This is a genomic window from Acidovorax kalamii (assembly GCF_002245625.1).
Classification (GTDB): Bacteria; Pseudomonadota; Gammaproteobacteria; order Burkholderiales; family Burkholderiaceae_C; genus Acidovorax; species Acidovorax kalamii.
Genome location: NZ_NOIG01000010.1, coordinates 98,930 through 123,414, shown reverse-complemented (window position 1 = coordinate 123,414; position 24,485 = coordinate 98,930). Strand labels below are relative to the sequence as shown.

General features: G+C 65.9%; 18 protein-coding genes. 15 read left to right on the top strand and 3 right to left on the bottom strand.

Annotated elements, in window-relative coordinates; all coding sequences use genetic code 11:
- Nucleotides 1–69: 69 nt before the first annotated feature.
- The 15 genes from mmsA to CBY09_RS15755 all read left to right on the top strand — a co-directional run bounded on the left by mmsA (nucleotide 70) and on the right by CBY09_RS15755 (nucleotide 18,909).
- Nucleotides 70–1,587, top strand: a complete 1,518-nt coding sequence (gene mmsA, locus CBY09_RS15825) for a multiple monosaccharide ABC transporter ATP-binding protein (protein WP_094290553.1) — start codon at nucleotides 70–72, stop codon at nucleotides 1,585–1,587.
- A 1-nt stretch (nucleotide 1,588) separates the two neighbouring features.
- Nucleotides 1,589–2,818 carry a multiple monosaccharide ABC transporter permease gene (gene mmsB / locus CBY09_RS15820; RefSeq protein WP_094290552.1) on the top strand — a complete coding sequence of 410 codons (1,230 nt, stop codon included), beginning with the start codon at nucleotides 1,589–1,591 and terminating at the stop codon, nucleotides 2,816–2,818.
- Nucleotides 2,815–4,368, top strand: coding sequence for a sugar ABC transporter ATP-binding protein (locus tag CBY09_RS15815; protein WP_240515749.1), 1,554 nt, complete (start codon nucleotides 2,815–2,817; stop codon nucleotides 4,366–4,368). Before mmsB ends, CBY09_RS15815 begins: the two co-directional genes overlap by 4 nt.
- On the top strand, nucleotides 4,361–5,413 hold the full coding sequence (locus tag CBY09_RS15810; protein ID WP_094290551.1) for an ABC transporter permease: 1,053 nt from the start codon (nucleotides 4,361–4,363) through the stop codon (nucleotides 5,411–5,413). The genes CBY09_RS15815 and CBY09_RS15810 overlap by 8 nt, the downstream gene beginning before the upstream one ends.
- A gap of 41 nt (nucleotides 5,414–5,454) precedes the next feature.
- Nucleotides 5,455–6,456 (top strand): galactofuranose ABC transporter, permease protein YjfF, encoded by a 1,002-nt coding sequence (yjfF, locus tag CBY09_RS15805; protein WP_240515756.1) that lies wholly within the window; start codon nucleotides 5,455–5,457, stop codon nucleotides 6,454–6,456.
- Nucleotides 6,457–6,490: 34 nt separating this feature from the next.
- Nucleotides 6,491–8,224, top strand: a complete 1,734-nt coding sequence (locus CBY09_RS15800; RefSeq protein ID WP_094290549.1) for an IlvD/Edd family dehydratase — start codon at nucleotides 6,491–6,493, stop codon at nucleotides 8,222–8,224.
- A 113-nt stretch (nucleotides 8,225–8,337) separates the two neighbouring features.
- The gene (locus CBY09_RS15795) at nucleotides 8,338–9,276 is read left to right on the top strand and encodes a dihydrodipicolinate synthase family protein (protein ID WP_094290548.1); all 939 of its coding nucleotides are present in this window, start codon (nucleotides 8,338–8,340) and stop codon (nucleotides 9,274–9,276) included.
- Between the two features lie 11 nt (nucleotides 9,277–9,287).
- On the top strand, nucleotides 9,288–10,340 hold the full coding sequence (locus tag CBY09_RS15790; protein WP_094290547.1) for a 2-dehydro-3-deoxygalactonokinase: 1,053 nt from the start codon (nucleotides 9,288–9,290) through the stop codon (nucleotides 10,338–10,340).
- Nucleotides 10,337–10,996 carry a 2-dehydro-3-deoxy-6-phosphogalactonate aldolase gene (locus CBY09_RS15785; RefSeq protein WP_094290546.1) on the top strand — a complete coding sequence of 220 codons (660 nt, stop codon included), beginning with the start codon at nucleotides 10,337–10,339 and terminating at the stop codon, nucleotides 10,994–10,996. The genes CBY09_RS15790 and CBY09_RS15785 overlap by 4 nt, the downstream gene beginning before the upstream one ends.
- A 57-nt stretch (nucleotides 10,997–11,053) precedes the next feature.
- Entirely contained in the window at nucleotides 11,054–12,202 is a 1,149-nt protein-coding gene (gene dgoD / locus CBY09_RS15780; RefSeq protein WP_094290545.1) for a galactonate dehydratase, read from the top strand.
- A gap of 121 nt (nucleotides 12,203–12,323) precedes the next feature.
- Nucleotides 12,324–13,925 carry an ATP-dependent nuclease gene (locus CBY09_RS15775; RefSeq protein ID WP_165773926.1) on the top strand — a complete coding sequence of 534 codons (1,602 nt, stop codon included), beginning with the start codon at nucleotides 12,324–12,326 and terminating at the stop codon, nucleotides 13,923–13,925.
- A 402-nt stretch (nucleotides 13,926–14,327) separates the two neighbouring features.
- Complete coding sequence (locus CBY09_RS15770) at nucleotides 14,328–15,221, top strand: hypothetical protein (RefSeq protein WP_094290543.1); 894 nt, start codon at nucleotides 14,328–14,330, stop codon at nucleotides 15,219–15,221.
- Nucleotides 15,218–17,521 carry an ATP-dependent DNA helicase gene (locus CBY09_RS15765; protein WP_094290542.1) on the top strand — a complete coding sequence of 768 codons (2,304 nt, stop codon included), beginning with the start codon at nucleotides 15,218–15,220 and terminating at the stop codon, nucleotides 17,519–17,521. The genes CBY09_RS15770 and CBY09_RS15765 overlap by 4 nt, the downstream gene beginning before the upstream one ends.
- Before the next feature lie 48 nt (nucleotides 17,522–17,569).
- Nucleotides 17,570–18,283: a YkgJ family cysteine cluster protein gene (locus CBY09_RS15760; protein WP_094290541.1), complete on the top strand. Its 714-nt coding sequence runs from the start codon at nucleotides 17,570–17,572 to the stop codon at nucleotides 18,281–18,283.
- A 44-nt stretch (nucleotides 18,284–18,327) separates the two neighbouring features.
- Nucleotides 18,328–18,909, top strand: a complete 582-nt coding sequence (locus CBY09_RS15755; protein ID WP_240515748.1) for a hypothetical protein — start codon at nucleotides 18,328–18,330, stop codon at nucleotides 18,907–18,909.
- A gap of 91 nt (nucleotides 18,910–19,000) precedes the next feature.
- Here the strand turns inward: CBY09_RS15755 and CBY09_RS15750 are convergent, their stop codons facing one another.
- The 3 genes from CBY09_RS15750 to CBY09_RS15740 form a co-directional block, all read right to left on the bottom strand.
- The gene (locus CBY09_RS15750; protein ID WP_094290539.1) at nucleotides 19,001–20,227 is read right to left on the bottom strand and encodes an EAL domain-containing response regulator; all 1,227 of its coding nucleotides are present in this window, start codon (nucleotides 20,225–20,227) and stop codon (nucleotides 19,001–19,003) included.
- Complete coding sequence (locus CBY09_RS15745; RefSeq protein ID WP_240515747.1) at nucleotides 20,224–23,103, bottom strand: hybrid sensor histidine kinase/response regulator; 2,880 nt, start codon at nucleotides 23,101–23,103, stop codon at nucleotides 20,224–20,226. Before CBY09_RS15745 ends, CBY09_RS15750 begins: the two co-directional genes overlap by 4 nt.
- A gap of 403 nt (nucleotides 23,104–23,506) precedes the next feature.
- Nucleotides 23,507–24,460: a CysB family HTH-type transcriptional regulator gene (locus CBY09_RS15740; protein WP_094290537.1), complete on the bottom strand. Its 954-nt coding sequence runs from the start codon at nucleotides 24,458–24,460 to the stop codon at nucleotides 23,507–23,509.
- Nucleotides 24,461–24,485 lie beyond the last annotated feature (25 nt).

Below are 24,485 nucleotides of genomic sequence, written 5' to 3'. Positions count from 1 at the left end.
CTGCTGGGGCAGCGCAGGCGGCGTGCAACCGGGATGGGCCCCAAGGCCCCGCCAACAGACTGAGAGACCATGCTTCTTGAAATGCGGAACATCCGCAAAACCTTCCCCGGCGTGGTGGCGCTGAACCAGGTCAACCTGCAGGTGCAGGCCGGGGAGATCCATGCCATCGTCGGCGAAAACGGGGCGGGCAAATCCACGCTGATGAAGGTGCTGTCGGGTGTGTACCCCCATGGCAGCTACAGCGGCCAGATCCTGTTCGACGGGCAGGAGCGCGAGTTTGCCGGCATCCGCGACAGCGAGCACCTGGGCATCATCATCATTCACCAGGAGCTGGCGCTGGTGCCGCTGCTGTCGATTGCCGAGAACATCTTCCTGGGCAACGAAACCGCGCGGCACGGCGTCATCGACTGGATGGCCGCACACAGCCGCGCACAGGCGCTGCTGCACAAGGTCGGCCTGAACGAGTCGCCCGATACGCCAGTGGGCCAGCTGGGCGTGGGCAAGCAGCAGCTGGTGGAAATTGCCAAGGCGCTGTCGCGCAAGGTGCGCCTGCTGATCCTGGATGAGCCCACCGCCAGCCTCAACGAGAACGACAGCCAGGCCCTGCTGGACCTGCTGCTGGAGCTGAAGGCCCAGGGCATCACCTGCATCCTGATCTCGCACAAGCTCAACGAAATCTCCCGCGTGGCGGATGCCATCACCGTGCTGCGCGATGGCAGCACCGTGCAGATGCTGGACTGCCGCGAGGGCCCGGTGAGCGAAGACCGCGTGATCCAGGCCATGGTGGGGCGCGAGATGAGCGACCGCTACCCCCAGCGCCAGCCGCAAGTGGGCGACATTGTTTTTGAGGTGCGCAACTGGCGCGCCCACCACCCGCAGCGCAGCGACCGCGAGCACCTCAAGGGCATCGACCTGAATGTGCGGCGCGGCGAGATTGTGGGCATTGCGGGCCTGATGGGCGCAGGCCGCACCGAGCTGGCCATGAGCATCTTCGGCCGCTCGTGGGGCCAGCGCATCAGCGGCGAAGTGCGGCTGCACGGCCAGCCCATCGACGTGAGCACGGTGGAAAAGGCCGTGCGCCACGGCCTGGCCTATGTGACCGAAGACCGCAAGGGCAATGGCCTGGTGCTGAACGAAGACATCCAGTTCAACACCTCGCTGGCCAACCTGTCGGGCGTGTCGTTCGCCAGCGTGATCGACAGCGGTCAGGAACACCGCGTGGCACAGGACTACCGCGAGAAGCTGCGCATCCGCTGCTCGGGCGTGGACCAGAAGACGCTGAACCTCTCGGGCGGCAACCAGCAAAAAGTGGTGCTGAGCAAATGGCTGTTCACCAGCCCCGAAGTGCTCATCCTCGACGAGCCCACGCGCGGCATCGACGTGGGCGCCAAGTACGAGATCTACACCCTCATCGCCCAGCTGGCGGCGGAGGGCAAATGCGTGATCGTGATCTCCTCCGAAATGCCCGAGCTGCTGGGCATCACGGACCGCATCTATGTGATGAACGAAGGCCGCTTTGTGGCCGAGATGCCCACCGCCGAAGCATCCCAAGAACGAATCATGCGAGCCATCGTGAAAGCCAGTTGATATGAGCCAGACCACCCATCCCCCCGCCAGCACGCTGGCAGACGGAAACCCGACAGCAACGGCGCGGCACGACAAATCGCTGCTGCAGCACCTGCAGCACAACCTGCGCGAATACGGCATGTTGATCACGCTGGTGGCCATCATGGGCTTCTTCCAGTACATGACCGAGGGCACGCTGATGCAGCCCTTGAACCTGACCAACCTGGTGCTGCAGAACAGCTACATCGTCATCATGGCGCTGGGCATGCTGCTGGTCATCGTGGCCGGGCACATCGACCTGTCGGTGGGCTCGGTGTGTGGCTTCATCGGCGCGCTGGCCGCGGTGCTGATGGTCGAATACAACTGGCACTTTGTGCCCGCGACGCTGGTGTGCCTGCTGTGTGGCGGCCTCATCGGCGCCATTCAAGGCGGGTTTGTGGCCTTCTCGCGCATTCCCTCGTTCATCGTCACGCTGGCGGGCATGCTGGTGTTCAAGGGCTTGGCGCTGGCGCTGCTGGCGGGGCAGTCGGTGGGGCCGTTCCCTTCGGCGTTCCAGATGCTCAGCTCGGGCTTTATCCCCGACCTGTTCAGCGTGGAGGGGCTGCGCCTGACCTCGCTGCTGCTGGGCGCTGCGGTGGCTGCAGCCCTGGCCGTGGGTGGCCTGCGCCAGCGCGCCAACCGCCTGCGCCATGGCGTGCAGACAGAACCTGCAGGCCTGTTCATCGCACGCACGGTGGTGTTTGGCGGGCTGCTGGTGTACTTCAGCTACCTGCTGGCCTCGTACAAGGGCCTGCCCAACGTGCTCATCGTGATGGCGCTGCTGATCGTGCTGTTCGACTTTGTCACCAGCCGCACCACCATTGGCCGCCGCATCTACGCCATGGGCGGCAATGAGAAGGCGGCCAAACTTTCGGGCATCAAGACCGAGCGGCTTACGCTCTACGCCTTCATCAACATGGGCGTGCTGGCGGCCCTGGCCGGGCTGGTGTTTGCGGCGCGCCTCAACACCGCCACGCCCAAGGCCGGGCTGGGCTTTGAGCTGGATGTGATTGCAGCGTGCTTCATCGGCGGCGCATCGGCCTCGGGCGGCGTGGGCAAGGTGATGGGCGCGGTCATTGGCGCCTTTGTGATGGGCGTGATGAACAACGGCATGTCCATCCTAGGCATCGGCATCGACTACCAGCAGGTCATCAAGGGCGTGGTGCTGCTGGCCGCCGTGCTCGTGGACGTTTACAACAAGAACAAGGCATGACGGCTGCCATGGACGCATCCACCGCTCACGCCCCTGCTGCAGCCCCGGTGCTGCAGCTCTCGGGCATCCACAAGCAGTTTGCGGGTATCACCGTGCTGCGCGATGTGCAGCTCAACCTCTACCCTGGCGAGATCCATGCGCTGATGGGGCAGAACGGTGCGGGCAAGTCCACGCTGATCAAGGTGCTGACGGGCGTGCTGGAGGCCAGCGGCGGGCAGATGCGGCTGGGCGGAGAAGCGGTGTGGCCGGACTCGCCATTGGCCGCGCAGCGCCTGGGCATCAGCACGGTGTACCAGGAGGTCAACCTTTGCCCCAACCTCTCGGTGGCCGAGAACATCTTTGCGGGCCGCTACCCGCGCTGCGGCATTGCGCAGGGCTTTCGCATTGACTGGGCCACGCTGCACCAGCGCGCCCGCGATCTGGTGGCGCGCATCGGTCTGCAGATCGACGTGACGCGCCTGCTGTCGGACTACCCCGTGGCCGTGCAGCAGCTGGTGGCGATTGCGCGCGCACTCAGCATCGAATCACGCGTGCTGATTCTGGATGAGCCCACCTCCAGCCTGGACGACGACGAGGTGCAAAAGCTCTTTGAGGTGCTGCGGCGCCTGCGCAGCGAGGGCCTGTCCATCGTCTTTGTGACGCACTTTTTGAACCAGGTGTATGCCGTGTCCGACCGCATCACCGTGCTGCGCAACGGCAGCTGGGTGGGCGAGTGGCTGGCAAAGGACCTGGGTCCGCAGGCACTGATCGCGGCCATGCTGGGGCGCGACCTGGCCGCTGCATCGGAGCAACCCGCACCAGCGCCCGCCGTGGACAGCCGCCAGGCCACGCTGCTGCAAACCGAGGGCCTGGGGCAGGACACGCAACTGCAGCCGCTGGACCTGCAGATCCGCGCGGGCGAGGTGGTGGGCCTGGCGGGCTTGCTGGGCTCGGGCCGCACCGAGCTGGCGCGCCTGCTGTTTGGCCTGGAGCAGCCCGACCGGGGCGCACTGCGCATCGACGGGCAGGTGGTGAAGTTCGCCAACCCCATGGATGCGATCCGCCATGGCCTGGCCCTGTGCCCCGAAGAGCGCAAGACCGACGGCATCGTGGCCGAACTGTCTGTGCGCGAGAACATTGCGCTGGCACTGCAGGCCCGCATGGGCGTGGGCCAATTCCTCTCGCGCGCCGAGCAAACGGCGCTGGCCGAGCGCTATGTGAAGCTGCTGGGTATCAAGACCGAGACGGTGGACAAGCCCATCGGCCTGCTCTCGGGCGGCAACCAGCAAAAGGCGATCCTCGCGCGCTGGATGGCCATCGAGCCGCGGCTGCTCATCCTGGACGAACCCACGCGCGGCATCGACGTGGCCGCCAAGCAGGAAATCATGGACCAGATCCTGCGCCTGGCGCAGGCCGGTATGGCCGTGCTGTTCATCTCTTCCGAAATGAGCGAGGTGGTGCGCGTGGCGCACCGCATTGTGGTGCTCCGCGACCGCCGCAAGGTGGGTGAGCTGCCTGCGGGCAGCAGCGAAGACGCCGTCTACGAACTCATCGCCGCAGAACATGCTTGAACGTTCCCCCTCTCCTTCCCTTTTGGCCGCGCTGCTGCGCCACCGCTTGGCGTGGCCCATCATCACGCTGCTGCTCCTGCTGGCCATCAATACGGCCTTCAACGCCAGTTTTCTGCGCATCGAATGGCGCGACGGGCACCTGTACGGCAGCCTCATCGACATACTGAACCGCGCCGCACCGCTGGTGCTGGTGTCGCTGGGCATGACGCTGGTGATCGCCACACGTGGCATCGATATCTCGGTGGGTGCGACGGTGGCCATTGCAGCGGCCGTGGCCGCGTGGCTGATCGGCGGCTCGGTGTCAGGCACCGAAAGCCGGTTTCCGCTCCCAGTCGCCATTCTGGGCGCCATTGGCGTGGCGCTGCTGTGCGGGCTGTGGAATGGCGTGCTGGTTGCCAAGGTGGGCATGCAGCCCATCATTGCCACGCTGATCCTCATGGTGGCGGGCCGGGGCATTGCCCAGCTGATCACTGACGGGCAGATCATCACCATCTACTACACGCCCTACTTCTTCATGGGCGGTGGGTACCTGGCAGGGCTGCCGTTCTCTGTGTTCGTAGTGGCCGCAGTCTTCGTGGTGCTGTACCTCGCCATCACGCGTACGGCGCTGGGCCTGTTCATCCAGGCGGTGGGCATCAACCCCACGGCGGCGCGGGTGGCGGGCGTGCAGGCGGGGCGGCTTATCGTGGCGGCCTATGTGTTCTGCGGCGTGTGCGCGGGCATTGCGGGGCTGCTGATCAGCTCCAACGTGAAGAGTGCAGACGGCAACAACGCCGGGCAGCTGCTGGAGCTGGACGCCATCCTGGCCGTCACGCTGGGTGGCACCGCCCTCACAGGCGGCCGCTTCAGCCTGGTGGGCAGCGTGATTGGCGCGCTCATCATTCAGACGCTGACCTACGCCATCTACTCGCTGGGCGTGCCGCCCGAGATCAACCTCGTCGTGAAGGCCGTGGTGGTGTTCATCGTGATGCTGCTGCAGTCGCCCGAGTTCCGGGCGCAAGTGGGAGCCTTGGCACGCCGCCCTGGCGCGGGAGCCTTGCAATGAGCGCCGTACCCAACAACGCCAACACCGCAGGCTTCAGCACCATGAGCCCCCCTGCCCCACAGGCCACCGCCGAGCGCGCACGGTTCAACCCCAAATACCTGCCGCTGGCAGCCACCATCTCGCTGTTCGTGGCCATGGCCACGCTGGGTTCGGTGCTGTACACCGGGTTCTTCTCGGCCCAGGTGTTCCTCAACCTGCTGATCGACAACGCCTTCCTCATCATCGTGGCGGTGGGCATGACGTTCGTGATCCTGTCGGGCGGCATCGACCTTTCGGTGGGCTCGGTGGTGGCACTGACCACCATGGTGCTGGCCGCGCTGGTCGAGCACCGGGGCTGGAATCCCATAGTCGCGATCCCGCTGGTGCTGCTGATGGGCACGGCATTTGGCGCGTTCATGGGTTTCCTCATCGAGCGCTTTCGGCTGCAGCCCTTCATCGTCACGCTGGCAGGCATGTTCCTGGCGCGGGGGCTGTGCTACCTGATCAGCATCGATTCCATCAGCATCACACACGAAGGCTACTCCGAGCTGGCCCAGTGGCGCTTGCCGCTGTGGGAAGGCGCATCCCTATCGCTGGGCGCGCTCATCGCCATTGGCGTGCTGCTGGTGGCCCTTTTTGTGGCGCACTGCACGCCGTTTGGCCGCAGCGTGTATGCGGTGGGCGGCAGCGAGCACTCGGCTGTGCTCATGGGCCTGCCGGTGCGCCGTACGCTCATTGGCGTCTACACGCTGTCGGGCTTTTGCTCAGCGCTGGCGGGCGTGGTGTTCACGTTCTACATGCTGTCGGGCTATGGCCTGCATGCCGTGGGCATGGAGCTGGACGCCATTGCCGCCGTGGTCATTGGCGGCACCCTGCTCACGGGCGGCGTGGGCTATGTGGCGGGCACGCTGTTTGGCGTGCTCATGCTCGGAATCATCCAAACCCTGATTTCATTCGACGGCACGCTCAGCTCCTGGTGGACACGCATCGTCGTCGGTGTGCTGCTCTTTGCTTTCTGTCTGCTGCAGCGGCTGCTCTCGCGCCGCTCGGGCAAGGCCCGTTGACCCTTCATTTCTCCCCTTTCTCTCGCACCCCACCATGACCACCCCCAAGCGCAAACTCCGCTCCGCCGAATGGTTCGGCACCGCCGACAAAAACGGCTTCATGTACCGCAGCTGGATGAAGAACCAGGGCATCCCCGACCACGCGTTCGACGGCCGCCCCGTGATCGGCATCTGCAACACCTGGTCCGAGCTGACCCCCTGCAACGCGCACTTCCGCAAGATTGCCGAACACGTGAAGCGTGGCATCTATGAGGCAGGCGGCTTCCCGGTCGAGTTTCCGGTGTTCTCCAACGGCGAGTCCAACCTGCGCCCCACAGCCATGCTCACCCGCAACCTGGCCAGCATGGATGTGGAAGAGGCCATTCGCGGCAACCCCATCGACGCCGTGGTGCTGCTGGTGGGCTGCGACAAGACCACACCCGCGCTTCTGATGGGCGCAGCCAGCTGCGACGTGCCTGCCATCGTGGTCACGGGCGGGCCCATGCTCAACGGCAAGCTCGACGGCAAGGACATCGGCTCGGGCACCGCCGTATGGCGCCTGCACGAATCGCTGAAGGCGGGCGAGATCAACGAGCACCAGTTCTTTGCGGCCGAGGCGGGCATGTCCCGCTCCGCCGGCACCTGCAACACCATGGGCACGGCCAGCACCATGGCCTGCATGGCCGAGTCGCTGGGCACCTCGCTGCCGCACAACGCGGCCATACCGGCCGTGGACTCGCGCCGCTATGTGCTGGCCCATATGTCTGGCAAGCGCATTGTGGAGATGGCGCACGAAGGGCTCACGCTCTCCAAGATCCTGACCCGCGAAGCGTTCGAGAACGCTATCCGCACCAACGCCGCCATCGGCGGATCGACCAATGCGGTCATCCACCTGAAGGCCATCGCAGGCCGCATCGGCGTGCAGCTGGACCTGGAGGACTGGACGCGCATTGGCCGTGGCACGCCCACGCTGGTGGACCTGCAGCCCTCGGGCCGCTTCCTGATGGAAGAGTTCTACTACGCGGGCGGCCTGCCCGCCGTGCTGCGCCGCCTGGGCGAGAACGGCCTGCTGCCCCACCCCAACGCGCTCACCGTCAACGGCAAGAGCCTGTGGGACAACGTGCGCGAAGCACCGCAGTACAACGACGAAGTCATCCGCCCCATCAACAACCCGCTGATTGCCGACGGCGGCATCTGCATTCTGCGCGGCAACCTGGCGCCGCGTGGCGCGGTGCTCAAGCCCTCGGCCGCATCGCCCGAGCTGCTCAAGCACCGGGGCCGTGCGGTGGTGTTCGAGAACCTGGAGCACTACAAGGAGCGCATCGTCGATGAAAACCTGGACATCGACGCCAGCTGCGTGATGGTGCTCAAGAACTGCGGCCCCAAGGGCTACCCCGGCATGGCCGAGGTGGGCAACATGGGTCTGCCACCCAAGCTGCTGCGTCAGGGCGTGAAGGACATGGTGCGCATCTCCGACGCGCGCATGAGCGGCACGGCCTACGGCACGGTGGTGCTGCACGTAGCGCCCGAGGCTGCTGCACTCGGCCCCCTGGCTGCGGTGCGCGATGGCGACTTCATCGAGCTGGACTGCGAGAACGGCCGGTTGCACCTGGATATCAGCGACGAGGAACTGGCCGCGCGCCTGGCTGCCTTGGCGGGCACCGACAACGGCGGACGCGGCGGCTACCAGCGCCTGTACGTGGACCACGTGCTGCAGGCGGACGATGGCTGTGACTTTGACTTTCTGGTCGGCTGCCGGGGCGCCGCTGTGCCCCGCCACTCGCATTGATGTGGCCCCCTGAGGCACTCACCGCAGTCAACCGCTACACATTCGATAGCTGCTAGCGCTTATCAGGAAATCGCTAGATACCAATTTCATTCAAATTCTTACCCGCACCCGCCATGCCAGCCATCCACACCCTCCAGAACCCTCGCTACCGTGGCATCTTCCCCGTCGTGCCCACCACATTCCACGAAGACGGCACACTCGACCTAGACAGCCAGAAGCGCTGCCTCGACTTCATGATCGACGCTGGGGTGGACGGCGTCTGCATCCTGGCCAACTTCTCCGAGCAGTTCTCGCTGTCGGATGCCGAGCGCGAAGTCCTCACCCGCACATCGCTGGAGCACGTGGCGGGCCGTGTGCCCGTCATCGTCACCACCACCCACTACGGCACCCGCGTGTGCGCGGAGCGCAGCCGCGCCGCACAGGACATGGGCGCGGCCATGGTGATGATCATGCCGCCCTACCACGGCGCCACCTTCCGCGTGCCCGAGGCGCAGATCTACGAGTTCTATGCCCGTGCGTCCGATGCGATCCGCATCCCGATCATGGTGCAGGACGCGCCCGCCAGCGGCACCGTGCTGTCGGCCCCCTTCCTCGCGCGCATGGCGCAGGAGATCGAGAACCTGGCCTACTTCAAGATCGAGGTGCCGGGCGCGGCCAGCAAGCTGCGCGAGCTGATCCGTCTGGGCGGTGACGCCATCGAGGGCCCCTGGGACGGCGAAGAAGCCATCACCCTGCTGGCCGACCTGGATGCCGGAGCCACAGGCGCGATGACGGGCGGCGCCTTCCCCGACGGCATTCGCCCCATCATCGAGGCGCACCGCCAGGGTGACATGGACCAGGCGTTTGCGCTCTACCAGCGCTGGTTGCCCCTCATCAACCACGAGAACCGCCAGGGCGGCATCCTCACGGCCAAGGCGTTGATGAAGGAAGGCGGCGTGATCGCCTGCGAGGCAGGCCGCCATCCCTTCCCGGCCATGCACCCCGAAGTGCGGCGCGGCCTGATCGACATCGCGCGGCGGCTTGACCCGCTGGTGCTGCGCTGGGCACGTTAAGCAGAACACCCATGGCGCCTGCACGTTTTCTGGTGCCCGCCGAGGCGGGTCTGATTGCCCTGGACTGGGGCACCAGCGCATTGCGCGCCTTCCGCATGGGCGCGCATGGCGAGGTGCTGGAGACGCGGCACCGCCCCTGGGGCATCATGAACCTGCCCCCCGCCACCGCGAGCGCGGCAGACGGCGAGCCCGGCGCAGCGTTTGAACGCGCACTGCAAAACACCTGCGGCGACTGGCTGGCCGCCACACCCGGCCTGCCCCTGCTGGCCTGCGGCATGGTGGGCAGCGCCCAGGGCTGGCGCGAGGCCAAGTACCTGCCCACGCCCACCTCGCTCGATGCACTGGCGCGGGGCCTGACACTGGTGGAGCGGCGCGACGGCCCGCCGCTGCACATCGTGCCGGGCCTGTTGCAGCAGGGCGCGCTGCCCAACGTGATGCGCGGCGAAGAAACCCAGGTGCTGGGCGTGCTGGCGGGCCTTGCGCTGCCTGCAGATGCGCCCGTGCTCATCGGCCTGCCCGGCACCCACAGCAAATGGGTGCTGGCACGCCAAGGCCACATCGAACAGTTCCACACATTCATGACCGGCGAGGTGTTTGCCGCGCTGCGCGGCCACACCATTCTGGGCAAGACCATGCAGGCTGCAGCGGCCCCCGACGACGACGCCTTTGCGCGCGGGCTGGAGGTGGCGCGGGGCAGCGACACCGCACTGGGCCTGCTGTCCCACATCTTCAGCACCCGCACGCTGGGGCTGACCGGCGCGCTGGCGCCTACCGCGCAAGCGGACTACCTCTCCGGCCTGCTGATCGGGCACGAGGTGGCGAGCCTGAGCCGCGTGCAGGATCAAGCCCCAACAACACCACAAACGCTGGTGCTGTGCGGCGAGCCCGACCTGTGCCGCCGCTACGCCGTCGCGCTGCAGACCTGTGGCTTTGCCGCCCCCACCATCGCCATGCAAGCCACGGCCAACGGGCTGTGGCAGATCGCGCTGGCGGCAGGGCTGGTCGTTGCGCCAGCGCCCGCCTCCTCCTCACACCCCTTCACCGCCGGGAGCCTGGCTGCATGAACCCCATCGACAAAGCCCTGTTCCACATCCTGCAGCGCTGCGGGCTCATCGCCATCCTGCGCGGCGTGCAGCCGCACGAGGTGGTCGCCATCGGCCACGCGCTATACGACGCGGGGTTTCGCATCATCGAAGTGCCGCTGAACTCCCCCGAGCCGCTGGCCAGCATCCGCGCGCTGCGCGATGCGCTGCCCGCCGACTGCCTCGTGGGTGCAGGCACGGTGCTCTCCATCGATGCCGTGGCCGATGTGGCCGCAGCCGGTGGGCAGATCATCGTCATGCCCCACAGCGACCCCGATGTGATCCGCGCTGCCCGCGCCGCCGGCATGGCCTGCGCGCCCGGCGTTGCCACGCTGACCGAGGCCTATGCCGCGCTGGCAGCGGGCGCCAACATGCTCAAGCTGTTCCCTGCCGAGGCGCTGCCGCCCCATGTGCTCAAGGCCTGGCGCGCCGTCATCACGCCGCCCATGGCACTGGTGCCCGTGGGCGGCATCGTGCCCGAGAGCATCGCGCCCTATGCCGCCGCTGGCGCCAGCGGCTTTGGCCTGGGCTCGGCCCTGTACCGCCCCGGCGACCAGCCCCCCGAGGTGGCGCACAAAGCTGCAGCGTTTGCGCGGGCATGGCAGGCGTCGTTTGGCACAGCGCCCGCCACGGCCTGAACCGCCCCCCTACTCGTTCCAGACAACCCAGCATTTCTGAACCGACTGCCCATCCCCATGAAGATCACCCGACTCACCACGTTCATCGTCCCGCCGCGCTGGTGCTTCCTCAAAATCGAAACCGACGAAGGAATCACCGGCTGGGGCGAGCCTGTGCTGGAAGGCCGCGCGCACACCGTGGCCGCTGCCGTCGATGAACTGGCCGACTACCTCATTGGCAAAGACCCGCGCCACATCGAAGACCATTGGACCGTGCTGTACCGGGGCGGCTTCTACCGGGGCGGCGGCGTGCACATGAGCGCACTGGCGGGCATCGACCAGGCGCTGTGGGACATCAAGGGCAAGGCGCTGGGCGTACCCGTGTCCGAGCTTCTGGGTGGCAATGTGCGCAGCCATATCAAGGTCTACAGCTGGATCGGCGGAGACCGCCCCAGCGAAACGGCCGCAGCTGCCCAGGCCGCCGTGGCGCGCGGCTTCACGGCCGTGAAGATGAACGGCACCGAAGAGGTGCAGTACGTGGACAGCTACGACAAGGTGGAGCGCTGCCTGCAGAACGTGGCCGCCGTGCGCGAGGCCGTAGGGCCGAATGTGGGGATTGGCGTGGACTTTCACGGCCGCGTGCACCGGCCCATGGCCAAGGTGCTGGTCAAGGAGCTGGAGCCCTACAAGCTCATGTTCATCGAAGAGCCCGTGCTGAGCGAACACGAAGAGGCGCTGAAGGAGATCGCCCGCATCTCATCCACCCCCGTCGCCCTGGGCGAGCGCCTGTACTCGCGCTGGGACTTCAAGCGCGTGCTGCAAGGGGGCTATGCGGACATCATCCAGCCCGACCCGTCGCACGCAGGCGGCATCACCGAGACCCGCAAGATCGCCAGCATGGCCGAGGCCTACGACGTGGCCCTGGCCCTGCACTGCCCGCTGGGCCCCATTGCCCTGGCCGCCAACCTGCAGCTGGACGCGGTTTGCTACAACGCCTTCATCCAGGAGCAAAGCCTGGGCATCCACTACAACCAGGCCAACGACCTGATGGACTATGTGTCCAACCCCGGGGTGTTTGCGTACCAGGACGGGATGGTCGCCATCCCCACCGGGCCGGGGTTGGGGATTGAGGTGAATGAGGACTATGTGCGCGAGCGGGCGCAGGAGGGACACCGGTGGAGGAATCCGGTGTGGCGGCATCGGGATGGGAGTTTTGCGGAGTGGTGAGGGGGGAGCCTCGTTGGCTGGTTCAGCGGCATTACGCTGCGATAGTCTGTTAGCAGACCTCCACCTGCATATTTGCTCTGCTTCCAAGTGGCCTGGATATAGTCACCGAAAGGGAGGAAGTATGAAAATATCCAAGCTGACTATCAAAAACTTTCGCTCGCTGCGAGATGTGATGTTCGAGCCAGGCGGATTCAACATTCTTGTGGGCCGAAACAACCACGGCAAATCGAACCTGTTCGAGGCTATCGAATGGTTCTATTCCGGAAAAGGCGATCTTGCTGAACTTCTGCACGCGGGAGCGACTGAGGACGAGGAAATCGTCGTCGAGATTGCGTTCTCAAATGTTCAAGCCGGCCTTGAACAAATCTCGAACAAGGAGAACCAGCAGAAGCTGAGAAACATCGTGGGTGAAGACGATGTCTTCAGTGTTCGTCGCACCAGTTCTGACGCCAAGGCTCGCTATGTATACAACGCCAAGGAAGGAAAGTGGCAAAAGCAGCCAGTTGGCGTGGATAGCGCTTTTAACAACTGCATTCCTCGCTTTGAGTTCGTCTTAACCGACAAGAACCTCAAGGAGGTGTCAGCATTCAAAGCCACTACACCCATTGGTCAGATGCTAAGCAGCGTTGTTTCGGAAGCGCTAGAGCAGGACCCCAGATACGTCGAGTTCAAGCAAAAATTTGAAGACCTCTTTGAGTCACCAGATTCAAATGTGCGAAAGCTGCTTCAGCAGACCAGTGAGCGTGTCGCCGGCCATTTGCGAATGCAGTTTCCCGATTGCGCTGCCGTTGAGTTCAACGTCGAGATCCCTCCTTTCGAGGACTTCTTGAAAAGCTACTCGACGACTGTAGACGATGGTGTGCCCACGCTCGCAGAGGAGAAGGGCGATGGAATGCAGCGAGCGCTGATGCTCGCGATCATTAAGGCGCATGCTGACGCGCGTCGTCATGAAGCTCTTGGAAAGGCGTTCATCTTCTTCATTGATGAGGCCGAACTTCACCTACATCCGGCGGCGCAGCGCCAGCTCAAGATCGCACTGGCGAGCTTGACTGAAGATGTGGACCAAGTCTTCATTACAACTCACTCGTCCGTCTTCCTTTCGGATACGCACGCTGGGCAAGCAGAGTTCGTCGTTGAGAAGGAGGACAGAGCAACTTCTGTGACGCCCATGACAAAGAAGGAACGGGTTCGAACAGTCTACGAACTGCTCGGCGGGAACCCGACGGACCTTTTGCTACCCGCGAATTTTTTGGTCGTTGAAGGTCCGAGCGAAGTCCTGTTCATCGAAGCGGTTTGCGCTAGGTTTTACCTCGACAAGCCCAAAATCCATGTTGTGGCGGCAAATGGGGACGACGAGCGCCAAGCCCAGTACCTTGCAGCTTTGATGAAGTGCTACGCACCGCTAAAGGACTCGCCCGTCTATCGTCGGTGTGCGGTCCTGCTGTTCGACGCTCCAACAGGAGGAGACAAGCAGGCAAGGCTCACGACATTCCTTGACCAAAACGCCGACATCCGGGACAACAACCGGGCGCATACGCTTCCGACGACTGGGTTGGAGGACTACTACCCAGCTGTAGTGCGCGCCCAGTATGCAAATTTGACGAACAAGACAAAGCTCGCCAGAGCCCTCGGTGCGGTAATAACCCAGAATCAGTTCGAGCAGGACATGCCCGTCATTTTCGCAGCCCTGACTGCCTGCTGGGAGAAGGCGTATCAGGCTTGACTGTGACTGGTGAGTATCCAATCAGCCTGGATTGAATGCGATCGCAGCGCTCAGGAGCTGTTGAGGCCAGTTACGTCGAGGAGGACCATATTCAATGAGTTGCAGCCTCTCGCAGCCGCGTCCAATTTGCCCGCTTCATGGGCAGCCACATGACAACCACTTCCGATTTTTGCATCGTGCAGGGCCAACGCATCCTCATTCAAGCCCCGAGGGACTCATTTCTTCCCCCTCGAAATGTCATGGCGAGAATGCTCACATTTCAATAGCTGCTGGCGCTTATCCATAGGGCGGAAGAGGCAAATTCGACCCAAATTTCTATACCACACTCCTTCCTACATCCAAAAAGCAGTCCGCCAGACACTGTGATTAAAATCAGTGCCACGCCAGCCCACCCACCCCGCCATGACGGCGCTGCCCTCCCCCAATTCGGACTCCCCGCCCTCCACCCCGATCACCCGCTTTCACCGCACGCGTCTGATGCAGGTCTGGCGCTCGGCGGGGTGGCCGTGCAAGGATGGGCTGGAGATTGACCTGCTGGCTGCGGGCCTCATCAGTCTGCACATTGCGGCCGATGGTTGTGAAACCCTGCGCCTCACCGACGAAGGCATCCGCACCCTGGCGCAGGCCCGCCAGCGTGGCGTGCGGGCGCTGAGCCTGCACGACCGGCTGGGGCAGAAGTTTGCGGCGCAGTTGCTGGCTTCGGGGCGCATCGTATGGACCGAACTGTCACTGCGCGCGGTGATCGACACCGTGCCGATGGGGGATGTGGTGCCACCTGCGGCCACGGCCGATGCACCCGCCAACACCGCGCCCGCCATGGCACCGCTGTGGGCCGACGATGACCACGCCCCCGCTGCCCGCGCCGCCGCCAATGTGTGGCGCATGGCCCGGCCCGATCTGTTCTCGGTGCGCAACACCTCGGTACCCGCCTACCTGCAGCCCATGGTGCACGAGGTGAAGGCGAGCCGCGCCGACCTGCTGTCGGACCTGCGGCACGATGCCAAGCGGCAGGCGTATCAGTGGCTGTGTGAGGAGTGCTACTACGTCTTCCCGGCGGGCATTGCCGAGCCCGAAGAGATCCCCGAGCACTTTGGCATCTGGGTATTGCACGGCAGCGTGGAGGACGGGCGCTTTGAGCTGCTGCGCCCCGCGCGGCACAACCGTTGCACCCTGCCTTTTTCTGTGTGGATGGCGCTGTGCAAGGCCACGCCGCTGCGCAGCGATGACGACATGGCTCAGACCCATTTGGGCGAGCCTGCTCCTCCCGCCACCGACACCCCGACCACCCCGCCATGACCTATACCGTGGCGGTGCGCGAGCTGTGCGAGTTCACCGCCAAGCAGGGCGACCTGGACCTGCGCTTCACGCCTGCGCCCACCGCGCTGGAAGGTATGGCAGGCCATGCAGTGGCGGCAGCGCGCCGGGGTGCAGGCTATCGCGCCGAGGTGGCACTGAGCGGCGGTTACCAAAGCCTGCGCGTGCGCGGCCGGGCCGATGGCTACGACCCCGCGCAGCAGCGCATCGACGAGGTCAAGACCTTCAAAGGGCGGCTGGACCGCCAACCCGCATCGCACCGCCACCTGCACTGGGCGCAGGCCAAGGTGTATGGCTGGCTGCTGTGCGAGCAAGAGCAGCTAGCGCACATCGACGTGGCGCTGGTGCATCTGGACGTGGGCACGCAACAAGAGACGGTGTTCACCGAACACTGCAGCGCCGACGACCTGCGCCAGCACTTCGAGGCGCAGTGCCAGCGCTTCATTGCATGGGCCGAACAGCAGGTGGCCCACCGCGCGGCACGCGATGCGGCACTGGCCACCTTGGCGTTTCCCTTTGGCGACTTTCGCACCGGCCAGCGCCCGCTGGCCGAAGCCGTGTACAAGGCGGCAGTGGCGGGCCGCTGCCTGCTGGCCCAGGCGCCCACGGGCATTGGCAAGACCATGGGCACGCTGTTTCCATTGCTCAAGGCCGCACCGGCCCAGCGCATCGACAAGGTGTTCTTTCTGGCCGCCAAAACCTCGGGGCGGCAGATGGCGCTGGATGCGCTGGCGCGCCTGGCCAACAGCGCACCGGCGCTGCCCTTGCGCGTGCTGGAGCTGGTGGCGCGCGACAAGGCCTGTGAGCACCCCGACAAGGCCTGCCACGGTGAATCCTGCCCGCTGGCCCGGGGCTTCTACGACCGGCTGCCCGCCGCACGCGCAGCGGCGGTGGCCACCACCATGGAAGGGAAAAACGTCCCCGCTTTGCTACAAGCCCGCGTGCGTGAGGTGGCCCTGCAGCACGAGGTCTGCCCCTACTACCTGAGCCAGGAACTGGCCCGCTGGGCCGATGTGGTGGTGGGCGACTACAACTACTACTTTGACCTGGGTGGCCTGCTGCACGGCCTGGCCCAGGCCAACCAGTGGCGCACGGCGCTGCTGGTGGACGAAGCCCACAACCTGGTGGAGCGCGGCCGCAAGATGTTCACCGCCGAGTTGCACCCCGCCGCCCTGGCCCAGGCCCGCAGCAGCCCCACCGCCGCGCAGCATGCGCCGGTGAAGAAGGCGTTGGACAAGGTACGCCGCGCCTGGGTGGCGCTGGACAAGGTGCACCCGGCCCCGTACACGGTGCTCGAAACCTTCCCCGACAAGCTGCTGGCCACACTGCAGCAGTGCACCACCACGCTCACCGAGCACTTCACCGACCACCCCACAGAACCAGACAGCGCGCTGCAGGCGTTCTACTTCGACGCCCTGCACCTGCAGCGCATGGCCGACCTGCTCGATGCGCATTCGATGGTGGACATCACCCAGGCTTCTGCAGCCCACCACCAGCGAGCCTCTAAGCCCGGCGATTCCGTGGTCTGCATCCGCAACGTGGTGCCCGCGCCCTTCTTGCAACCCCGCCTCACAGCTGCGCACACCAGCACCTTGTTTTCGGCCACGCTGCAGCCCGCGCGCTACTACGCCGACCTGCTGGGCCTGCCTGAGGACCATGTGTGGGTGGATGTGGAGTCGCCCTTTGCCGCACACCAGCTGCAGGTGCAGGTGGCGCGCCACATCTCCACGCGCTACCCGCACCGCGCGGCATCGCTGGCGCCGATTGCGGCGCTGATGGCGCAGCAGTTCCGTGCGCGGCCCGGCAACTATCTGGCGTTCTTCAGCAGCTACGACTATCTGCAGCAGGCCGCTGCACTGTTTGCGCAGCAGCACCCCGATGTGCCGCACTGGTGCCAGTCGCGCCGCATGCTCGAAGGCGAGCAGCGCGAGTTTCTGGCCCGCTTAACCGACACCAGCCAGGGCATTGCCTTTGCCGTGCTGGGCGGCGCGTTTGCCGAGGGCATCGACCTGCCGGGCCAGCGGCTGATTGGCGCGTTCGTTGCCACGCTCGGCCTGCCGCAGGTCAACCCCGTCAACGAGCAGATCCGCGAGCGCATGCAGGCGCTGTTTGGCGCGGGCTATGACTACACCTACCTCTACCCCGGTCTGCAAAAGGTGGTGCAGGCCGCTGGCCGTGTGATCCGCACGCCCAGCGACGAGGGCGTGGTGCACCTGATGGACGAGCGCTTTGCACAGGCCCAGGTGCGCAGCCTGCTGCCCGCGTGGTGGCAAACGCGCTAAGGTGCGGGGCACAGCCACCTTCCCGACTCACCCAACCGCGAACCGCCCATGCTGACCGACGACGAGCGCTCCGCCTTCCTGCAATCCATCGCCCGCGTGCGGCAGCGGGCGGCGCAGGCGCTGCGGCAGGCCCAGGGCGCCGATGGTGCGGATGGCGCCGTGGCTTTCATCGCGCAGCTGCACCGGGGCCTGGACACCGTAGCCGAGCAGGCCCGCGCCACCGGCCCCCAGCCCGCCTGCCAGGCCGGTTGCGCCCACTGCTGCCACCTGCGGGTCGAAGCGACCGAGCCCGAGGTCTTCCACATCGCCCAGCACCTGCGTGCCCAGCCCGCAGAGGCATTGGCCGATGCCCTCAGCGCTCTGCACCGGCATGTGACCACCGCCGCGCTCAACCCTACCAACCCAGCACGCCAGGCCTGCAGTTTTCTCGTGGATGAGCGCTGCAGCATCTACCCCGTGCGCCCCGCCGCCTGCCGCAAGGCACACTCGTTGTCGGCCCCGCACTGCGCAGAACAATCCGCCACCATCCCGCAAAACCTGCGCCTGCTGGTGGACGCCGAAGCCCTGATGGCAGGCACAGCACTGGCCTACCGCGACCAGCCCCTGCCCGCCAGCGCCCACGAGCTGAACGCCGCCGTGCTGGCGGCCCTGAGCGACCCCACCGCACTGCACCGCTGGCACCAGGGCGACCCGGCCGCGCTGGAGCCCACACCCGCGCCAGCGCAAGGCCCGCACACCCACAGCGCACCGCCACACCCTTGACATCCATCAAGCCCCAGCCCGCCCACCGGCCCACAATGCCGCCCATGAGGTCCTTGCACAACACACCCGCCATGCGCCGCAGCGCCTGGCCCCGCCGCCGGCCTGCCACCCGCACACGCGTGCGCGCTGCCCTGCTGCTCGCCCTGCCCCTGGGGCTGCTGGCAGGCTGCAGCAAGCCCGAGCCCACCGGCCCTGCCCAGACATCGTTTGCCGCGCTGGCCAGCGCATGCACCCAGTTCCTCGCCGCCCGCCAGCCCCACGTGCGCCCCAGCGGCCCTGGCGAATGGACGCTGACGGGCTACAGCCCTGCCCTGGTCCAGCCCGAAGTCACCCGCACCGAATCGCCCGTGACGCCCTATGTGGGCAAGCTCGTCATCAAGGACAACGAAGCCCAGGCCCACGCCCCCACCGAAGCCGCCGCCCAGGCCATCCCCCTGACGCCCGCGCACCTGCTCTCCAACCGCACGCACACCTTCATCTACAGCTTTGACGGCCAGCAGTGGCGCTGGCAAAACGGCCAGCGGCTGACCAAGATGCCGGGGCAGAACGACCGGGTGGAGTTGGTCACGCTGGCCGAGGTGTCGGCAGCGGGCCCCAAGGGGTTTGCGGGGTGTATGCCACGCTGAAGGCTGCGTGGTGGTTAGTATCAAATTGATAGCTATCAGCGCTTATCCATCGCGCGCAGACGGCCGATTTGGTTAGTTTTTTTGTCCAGGATCACCCCTCCGGCGCCCCCAGCCCCTCCTGCACCCACCGCCGCTGCCACCCGTCCCGCCACGCCAGAACGGCCTCGGCTGCCATCGGCCGCGCAATGAAGTAGCCCTGGGCCAGGTCACAGCCCGTCTGCTGCAAAAACCGCCAGTCGTCGGCGTCTTCCACGCCTTCAGCCACCACCTCCATGCCCAGCTCCTTGGCCAGGCGCAGGCTGGCGTAGAAGATGGCGCGCAGGGTTTCGTTGTGGTGGGCGCCGTGCACAAAGCTCTGGTCGATTTTCAGTTCATCGAATGGGACATCGCGCAGCTGCGCCAACGATGAGTGGCCTGTGCCAAAGTCGTCGATGGACAGCTTGAAGCGGCGCAGGCGCAGGCGCGTGAGGATCTCCAGTGGCGCGCGCAGGTCCTTCATCAGCTGGCTCTCTGTCACCTCCAGCACGATGGACTGTGGCGCGACGCCCGCAGCGGCCGCAGCGGAAGTGACCTGCTCAGGGAAGTCGAGCGTGCCGAGGTTGTCCATCGACACGTTGATGGCCACCTTGCACTTCAGGCCTTGCAGGGCCCAGGCGGCGCTGTCCTTCAGTGCCTGTGTCACCACCGCCTGGGTGAGTGCATCGATCAGCCCGTGGGCCTCGGCCATGCCGATGAACTGGTCCGGGTACACCATGCCGTCCAGAGGGTGGCGCCAGCGCACCAGGGTCTCCACACCCACCATCTCGCCGCTCGACACCAAGACCTTGGGCTGATAGTGGTTGACCAGCTCCCCCGTCTGGATGGCAAGGGCCAGGCGATCGACGCTGTAGCCTTTGCCCTGCAGGCGCTGGGGTACGCGGGCGGGTGGCACCCATCGCTCCACCAGGGCAAACAGTGCCTGTGGCGACACGGGCTTGTGCAGACTGCCCAGCACCTCGATGTGATGGGCCTGCACCAGCGTGCGGGCCGATTGCAGGGTGCGTTCGTCCTCGCCGCTCACCAGGATCAGGCTGCCGGTGTACCGGTGCTCCACAAGCTTGCGCACAAACTCCATGCCATCCATGCCGGGCATGTTCAGGTCGCACAGGATGAGCTGCGGTGCCTGCGCCGCATCATCTACTCGGCCCAGCGCGGCCTGGCCGTTGTCGCAAGTGGCAACCTGTGTAAAGCCCAGGTTGGCCAGCTGCTGGGCCAGCAGCTTGAGCATGAAGGGCTCGTCGTCAAGCACCAGGATGTGGATGTCGGACTTGGCACTCATGGTGCACCACCATCCTGCACGTTGTCGGACAAAAGTTCGGCCAGATGCTGGTCTGTGGCCGCCATCTCGCGCTTGAAGTGTTCAAACGCCAGTGCCAGCGCGTCGATCTGCCCGGCCGCGCCCACCTGCTCCATGTCGGCACACAGGTCGCCCAGCGCCATCGCCCCCACCGAGCGGGCGGCCGACTTGAGCTTGTGCACGGCCGCCACGGTTTTGGCGGCGCTGCCGGCGCGATAGGCCTGCTCCACTTCTTGCGCAATGCGGGCGGCGCTGCTGCGAAAGGCCTGCAGAAACTCGCGGATGAGCTGGGGGTCGTCGCCCACCAGGCCGCGCAGGACCTGGATATCTACCGGCCCGGTGGAGAGCGGGCGCATCGCGCTGGGTGGCTCGGCCGCAGGGTCTGCATTGGATGTGGGCTTGGGCAACCAGCGCTCCAGCAGCTCCTGCAATTGCGACAGGGGTGCGGGTTTGCTCATGTAGTCGTCCATGCCCGCGTCCTTGCAGCGCTGGGCCTCGGTTTTGAGGGCATTGGCCGTGAGGGCGAGGATGCGCACCGGCGGAACCACGGGCTCGCCCGCGCGGATGCGGGCGTTGGCCCGTTCCTGTTCCTCGGCCCGTATCACGGAGGTGAGCTGGTAGCCGTCCATGCCCGGCATGTGCAGGTCCGTCACGATGAGCGCGTAGTCGCCGCTGCGCCAGCGGATCAGCGCCTGCAGGCCATCCCCCGCCAGGTCGGCGGTCAGCCCCAGCAGCGACAGCTGCTGCATGATGACCTTCTGGTTGATTTCGTTGTCCTCCACCACCAGGATCAGGCGCCGCTGGCGGCGTGCTTCCTCGCGCGACAAGGCCACCGGCGCCGCCACATAGCGTGCAGGCACCAGCGCGGTGTTTTCGTCCTGGTGCGGCACGCGGCCCGCCGCCACGGCCACCGCCCGCAGCAGCGCGCTGCGGGTCAGCACGTTGCCGTCGATGGAGACGCGGTCGGCGTCGATCTGTTGCGGATACCGGTGAGGGCCATGCCCCACCACCACGAAGTGAACGGTCAACCGCGGATTGGAGCGCGCGACGGCGCGCAGGCTGTCCAGCGAGGTCGGGCTTTCGGCGTCGGTGTTGACCACCCAGACCCAGGGCCCCGGCGCAAGGCTGGGCACCTTGTGGCTGGCTGCGTCCAGGTTCTCCACATGCTCGGTGTGGGCGCCCGCCTTGGCCAGATAGGCCACCAGGTCACCCGACAGTGTCTTGCCGTTGCCGATGATGAGGCAGGACAGGCCCGCCACCAGGGACGGCACAGACGGCGTTTTGCCGCCCGCAGACTCTGCGCGCGTGAACGGCAGGCGCAGCGTGAAGGTGGAGCCCTCGCCCGGCGCACTAGTCACAGAAATGCTGCCGCCCAGGCGCTGCGCCAGATTGCCGGAAATGGCCAGGCCCAGGCCCGTGCCACCAAAACGGCGGGTGGTGGACACATCGGCCTGCGTGAAGGCCGTGAACAGCGTGGCCAGGGTGGCCTCGCCCATGCCGATGCCGTTGTCGATGACCTGGAACTCCAGGGTCACCCGCTGGCGCTCTTGCTGCACCAGCACCGCGCGCACCGCCACCCGCCCTGCGGTGCGCCCCCCGGCAGAAAACTTGATGGCGTTGTTGACCAGGTTGATGAGTATCTGCCGCAGGCGCAGTGCGTCGCCCCGGAGCACGGGGGGGATCTCGGGGTCGGTGAACAGGGTCAGTTCAACGCCTTGTTTTTCTGCCAGGCGGTTGAGCATGGCGCAGACCTTCTCCACCACCTCGCTCACCGCCATGGGCTCGTCTTCCACGCCCAGGTGGCCGGCCTCGATCTTGGAAAAATCCAGGATGTCTTCAATCACGCTCAGCAGCGAAAAGGCGGAGTCGCGGATCAGGTCCACCATGGCAACCTGCGGGCTTTTGAGGCTGGAGCGCGCGAGCACGTCGATCATGCCGATCACGCCGTTCATGGGCGTGCGGATTTCGTGGCTCATGGCCGCCAGAAAGTTGGACTTGGCCTGCGCAGCGGCGTTGGCCTCGTTGCGTGCCAGCTCCAGCTCGGCGTTGCGCTGGCGCTCGCGCACATTGGCATGGGCCAGGTCGGCATACATGCGGCTGTTTTCCAGCAGCAACACGATCAGGACAAACGACGACGCCAGCAGGCCATAGACACGCCCGCCGTAGAAACCCAGGTCAAACCGCGCGCCGTTCAGCACTGCTGCCAGGGCAATATCCAGCAGCCAGGCCACCAGCGTCACCATGAGCCACAGGTCCAGCACGCTGCGCGCCTTGCGCCACAGGCAGACCAGGGCCACCAAAGACAGCGTCCAGGTCAGGAAAGCGACCCGCAGCTTGCCCGTGTCGTCCTGGTTGCCGCGCATCAGCACCGGCAAGGCGTCGTGGCCCACGGTGGTGAGCAGCACCAGCACCACGGTCAGCGCCAGCGCCCCCAATGCGGCCAGCACAATGCCACTGCGCGCAGCCCCTGTCGCCTGCGCTGTCTCCATTACACCCAGCTCGGAGGCCCCGCGCTCTTTCATCCACACATAGGCCAGCACAAACAGCGGAAACCCGCCATGCCACAGGAAGTACAACCAGGCCGTGGTCTGGGGCCCGGCCCCGAGCACGCCCGACGGGGCAAAAAGCCCCGGGAAGCTCAGCGCATGCGCCACCGCCATGAAAGCGCAAAACAGGTAGCCCGCCCCCAGCACCAGCAGCGCGCGGGAGCGCAAGAAGCTGTATTGCCCCATCAGCAGGACGGCGGTGATCAGGTCATTGGTGACCAGTGCGGTCTGGTAAACCGGAATGAAGGCGGCCACCGGCGGCAAAGCCGTGCGCGCAAATGGCGCAATGGCCAGAAAGATCAGGAAGGACACGCACACCGCCGCACCGGCCATGCGCCAATGGCGCTTGTCTGCCGACAGCGTTGACAGGAAGGCTGAGCTTCTGTCAGCCGAACTGTCCAAAGAATCTGGTGTGGTGCCCAACGCAGCCTCCCCTCTGCAATCGTTGCCGACGCCGCGGGTGCCTCTGTAGCGGGCCTTGGCGGGCGCCGTGTGGGTTCAATCCATCGAGTGAAAACCAGCTTAGTGCAAGTGGCGAACCGGGGCAAGGGAATTAAGTGCGGCACGCAACGCCCGTGCAAGGCCGCCATCGCACCATCCACAGCACCACTCACGGCGCCCACTGCACAGGCCGATGTTCTGCATAGTAGAAGTTACAAATGGAGAGGCATTCAGCCCCGCATGCAGGTGCAGCGCTCTTGCGTGCGCCCCACCATCATCCGTCGCCCTCCTCCACGCCACGGCCCCCCTGCACCACTGCCTGCTCCACCACGTCCCGCGTCAGCGTGGGCACAAAGCTCTCGATGAAGCGGTAGGCATAGCCCCGCAGCCACGCACCGCGCCGCAGGCCCAGACGGGTGAGGTTCACTTCAAACAGATGGCCCGCATCGATCATGCGCAGGTGGCGGTCGCGGTCTTCGTCCACCGCGATGGAGGCGACGATGCCCACGCCCATGTCCAGCTCCACATAGGTCTTGATCACGTCGGCGTCCATGGCAGTGAGCACGATGTCGGGGGCCAGGCCCGCGTTGGCAAACGCGGTGTCGATGTGCGCGCGGCCGGTGTAGCCCAGTTCGTAGGTGATGATGGGGTGCTCGGCCAGCTGCTCCAGCGTGACGGGGCCGGGGTGGGCCAGCAGCGGGTGGCCCGGGGGCACAACGATGCTGTGCGTCCAGCGGTAGCAGGGCAGCGTGACCAGCGCGTCGTAGCCCGCCAGGGCCTCGGTGGCCACGCCGATGTCGGCCTCGCCGGAGAGCAGCATCTCCGCCACCTGGCGCGGCGAGCCCTGGTGCAGGTGCAGCGACACCTGCGGGAACATGGCGCGGAAGTCGCGCACGACCTGGGGCAACGCATAGCGCGCCTGCGAGTGCGTGGCGGCCACCGACAGGCGGCCCTGCGCGCTGTCGCTGAAGTCCTGCCCGGCCCGCTTGAGGTTGTCGGCTTCGAGCAGCAGGCGCTCCAGCGTGGGCAGCAGCACCTCGCCCGGCGGCGTGAGCCCGGTGAGGCGCTTGCCCGCGCGCACAAAAATCTCCACCCCCAGCTCGTCCTCCAGCTCGCGGATCTGGCGGCTGACGCCGGGTTGCGAGGTGTGCAGCATGTGTGCCACCTCGGTCAAGTTGAAGCCGCGCCGCACGGCCTCGCGCACGGAGCGCAGTTGCTGAAAGTTCATGGTCTGGTACCGAGGTCTTGCGCAT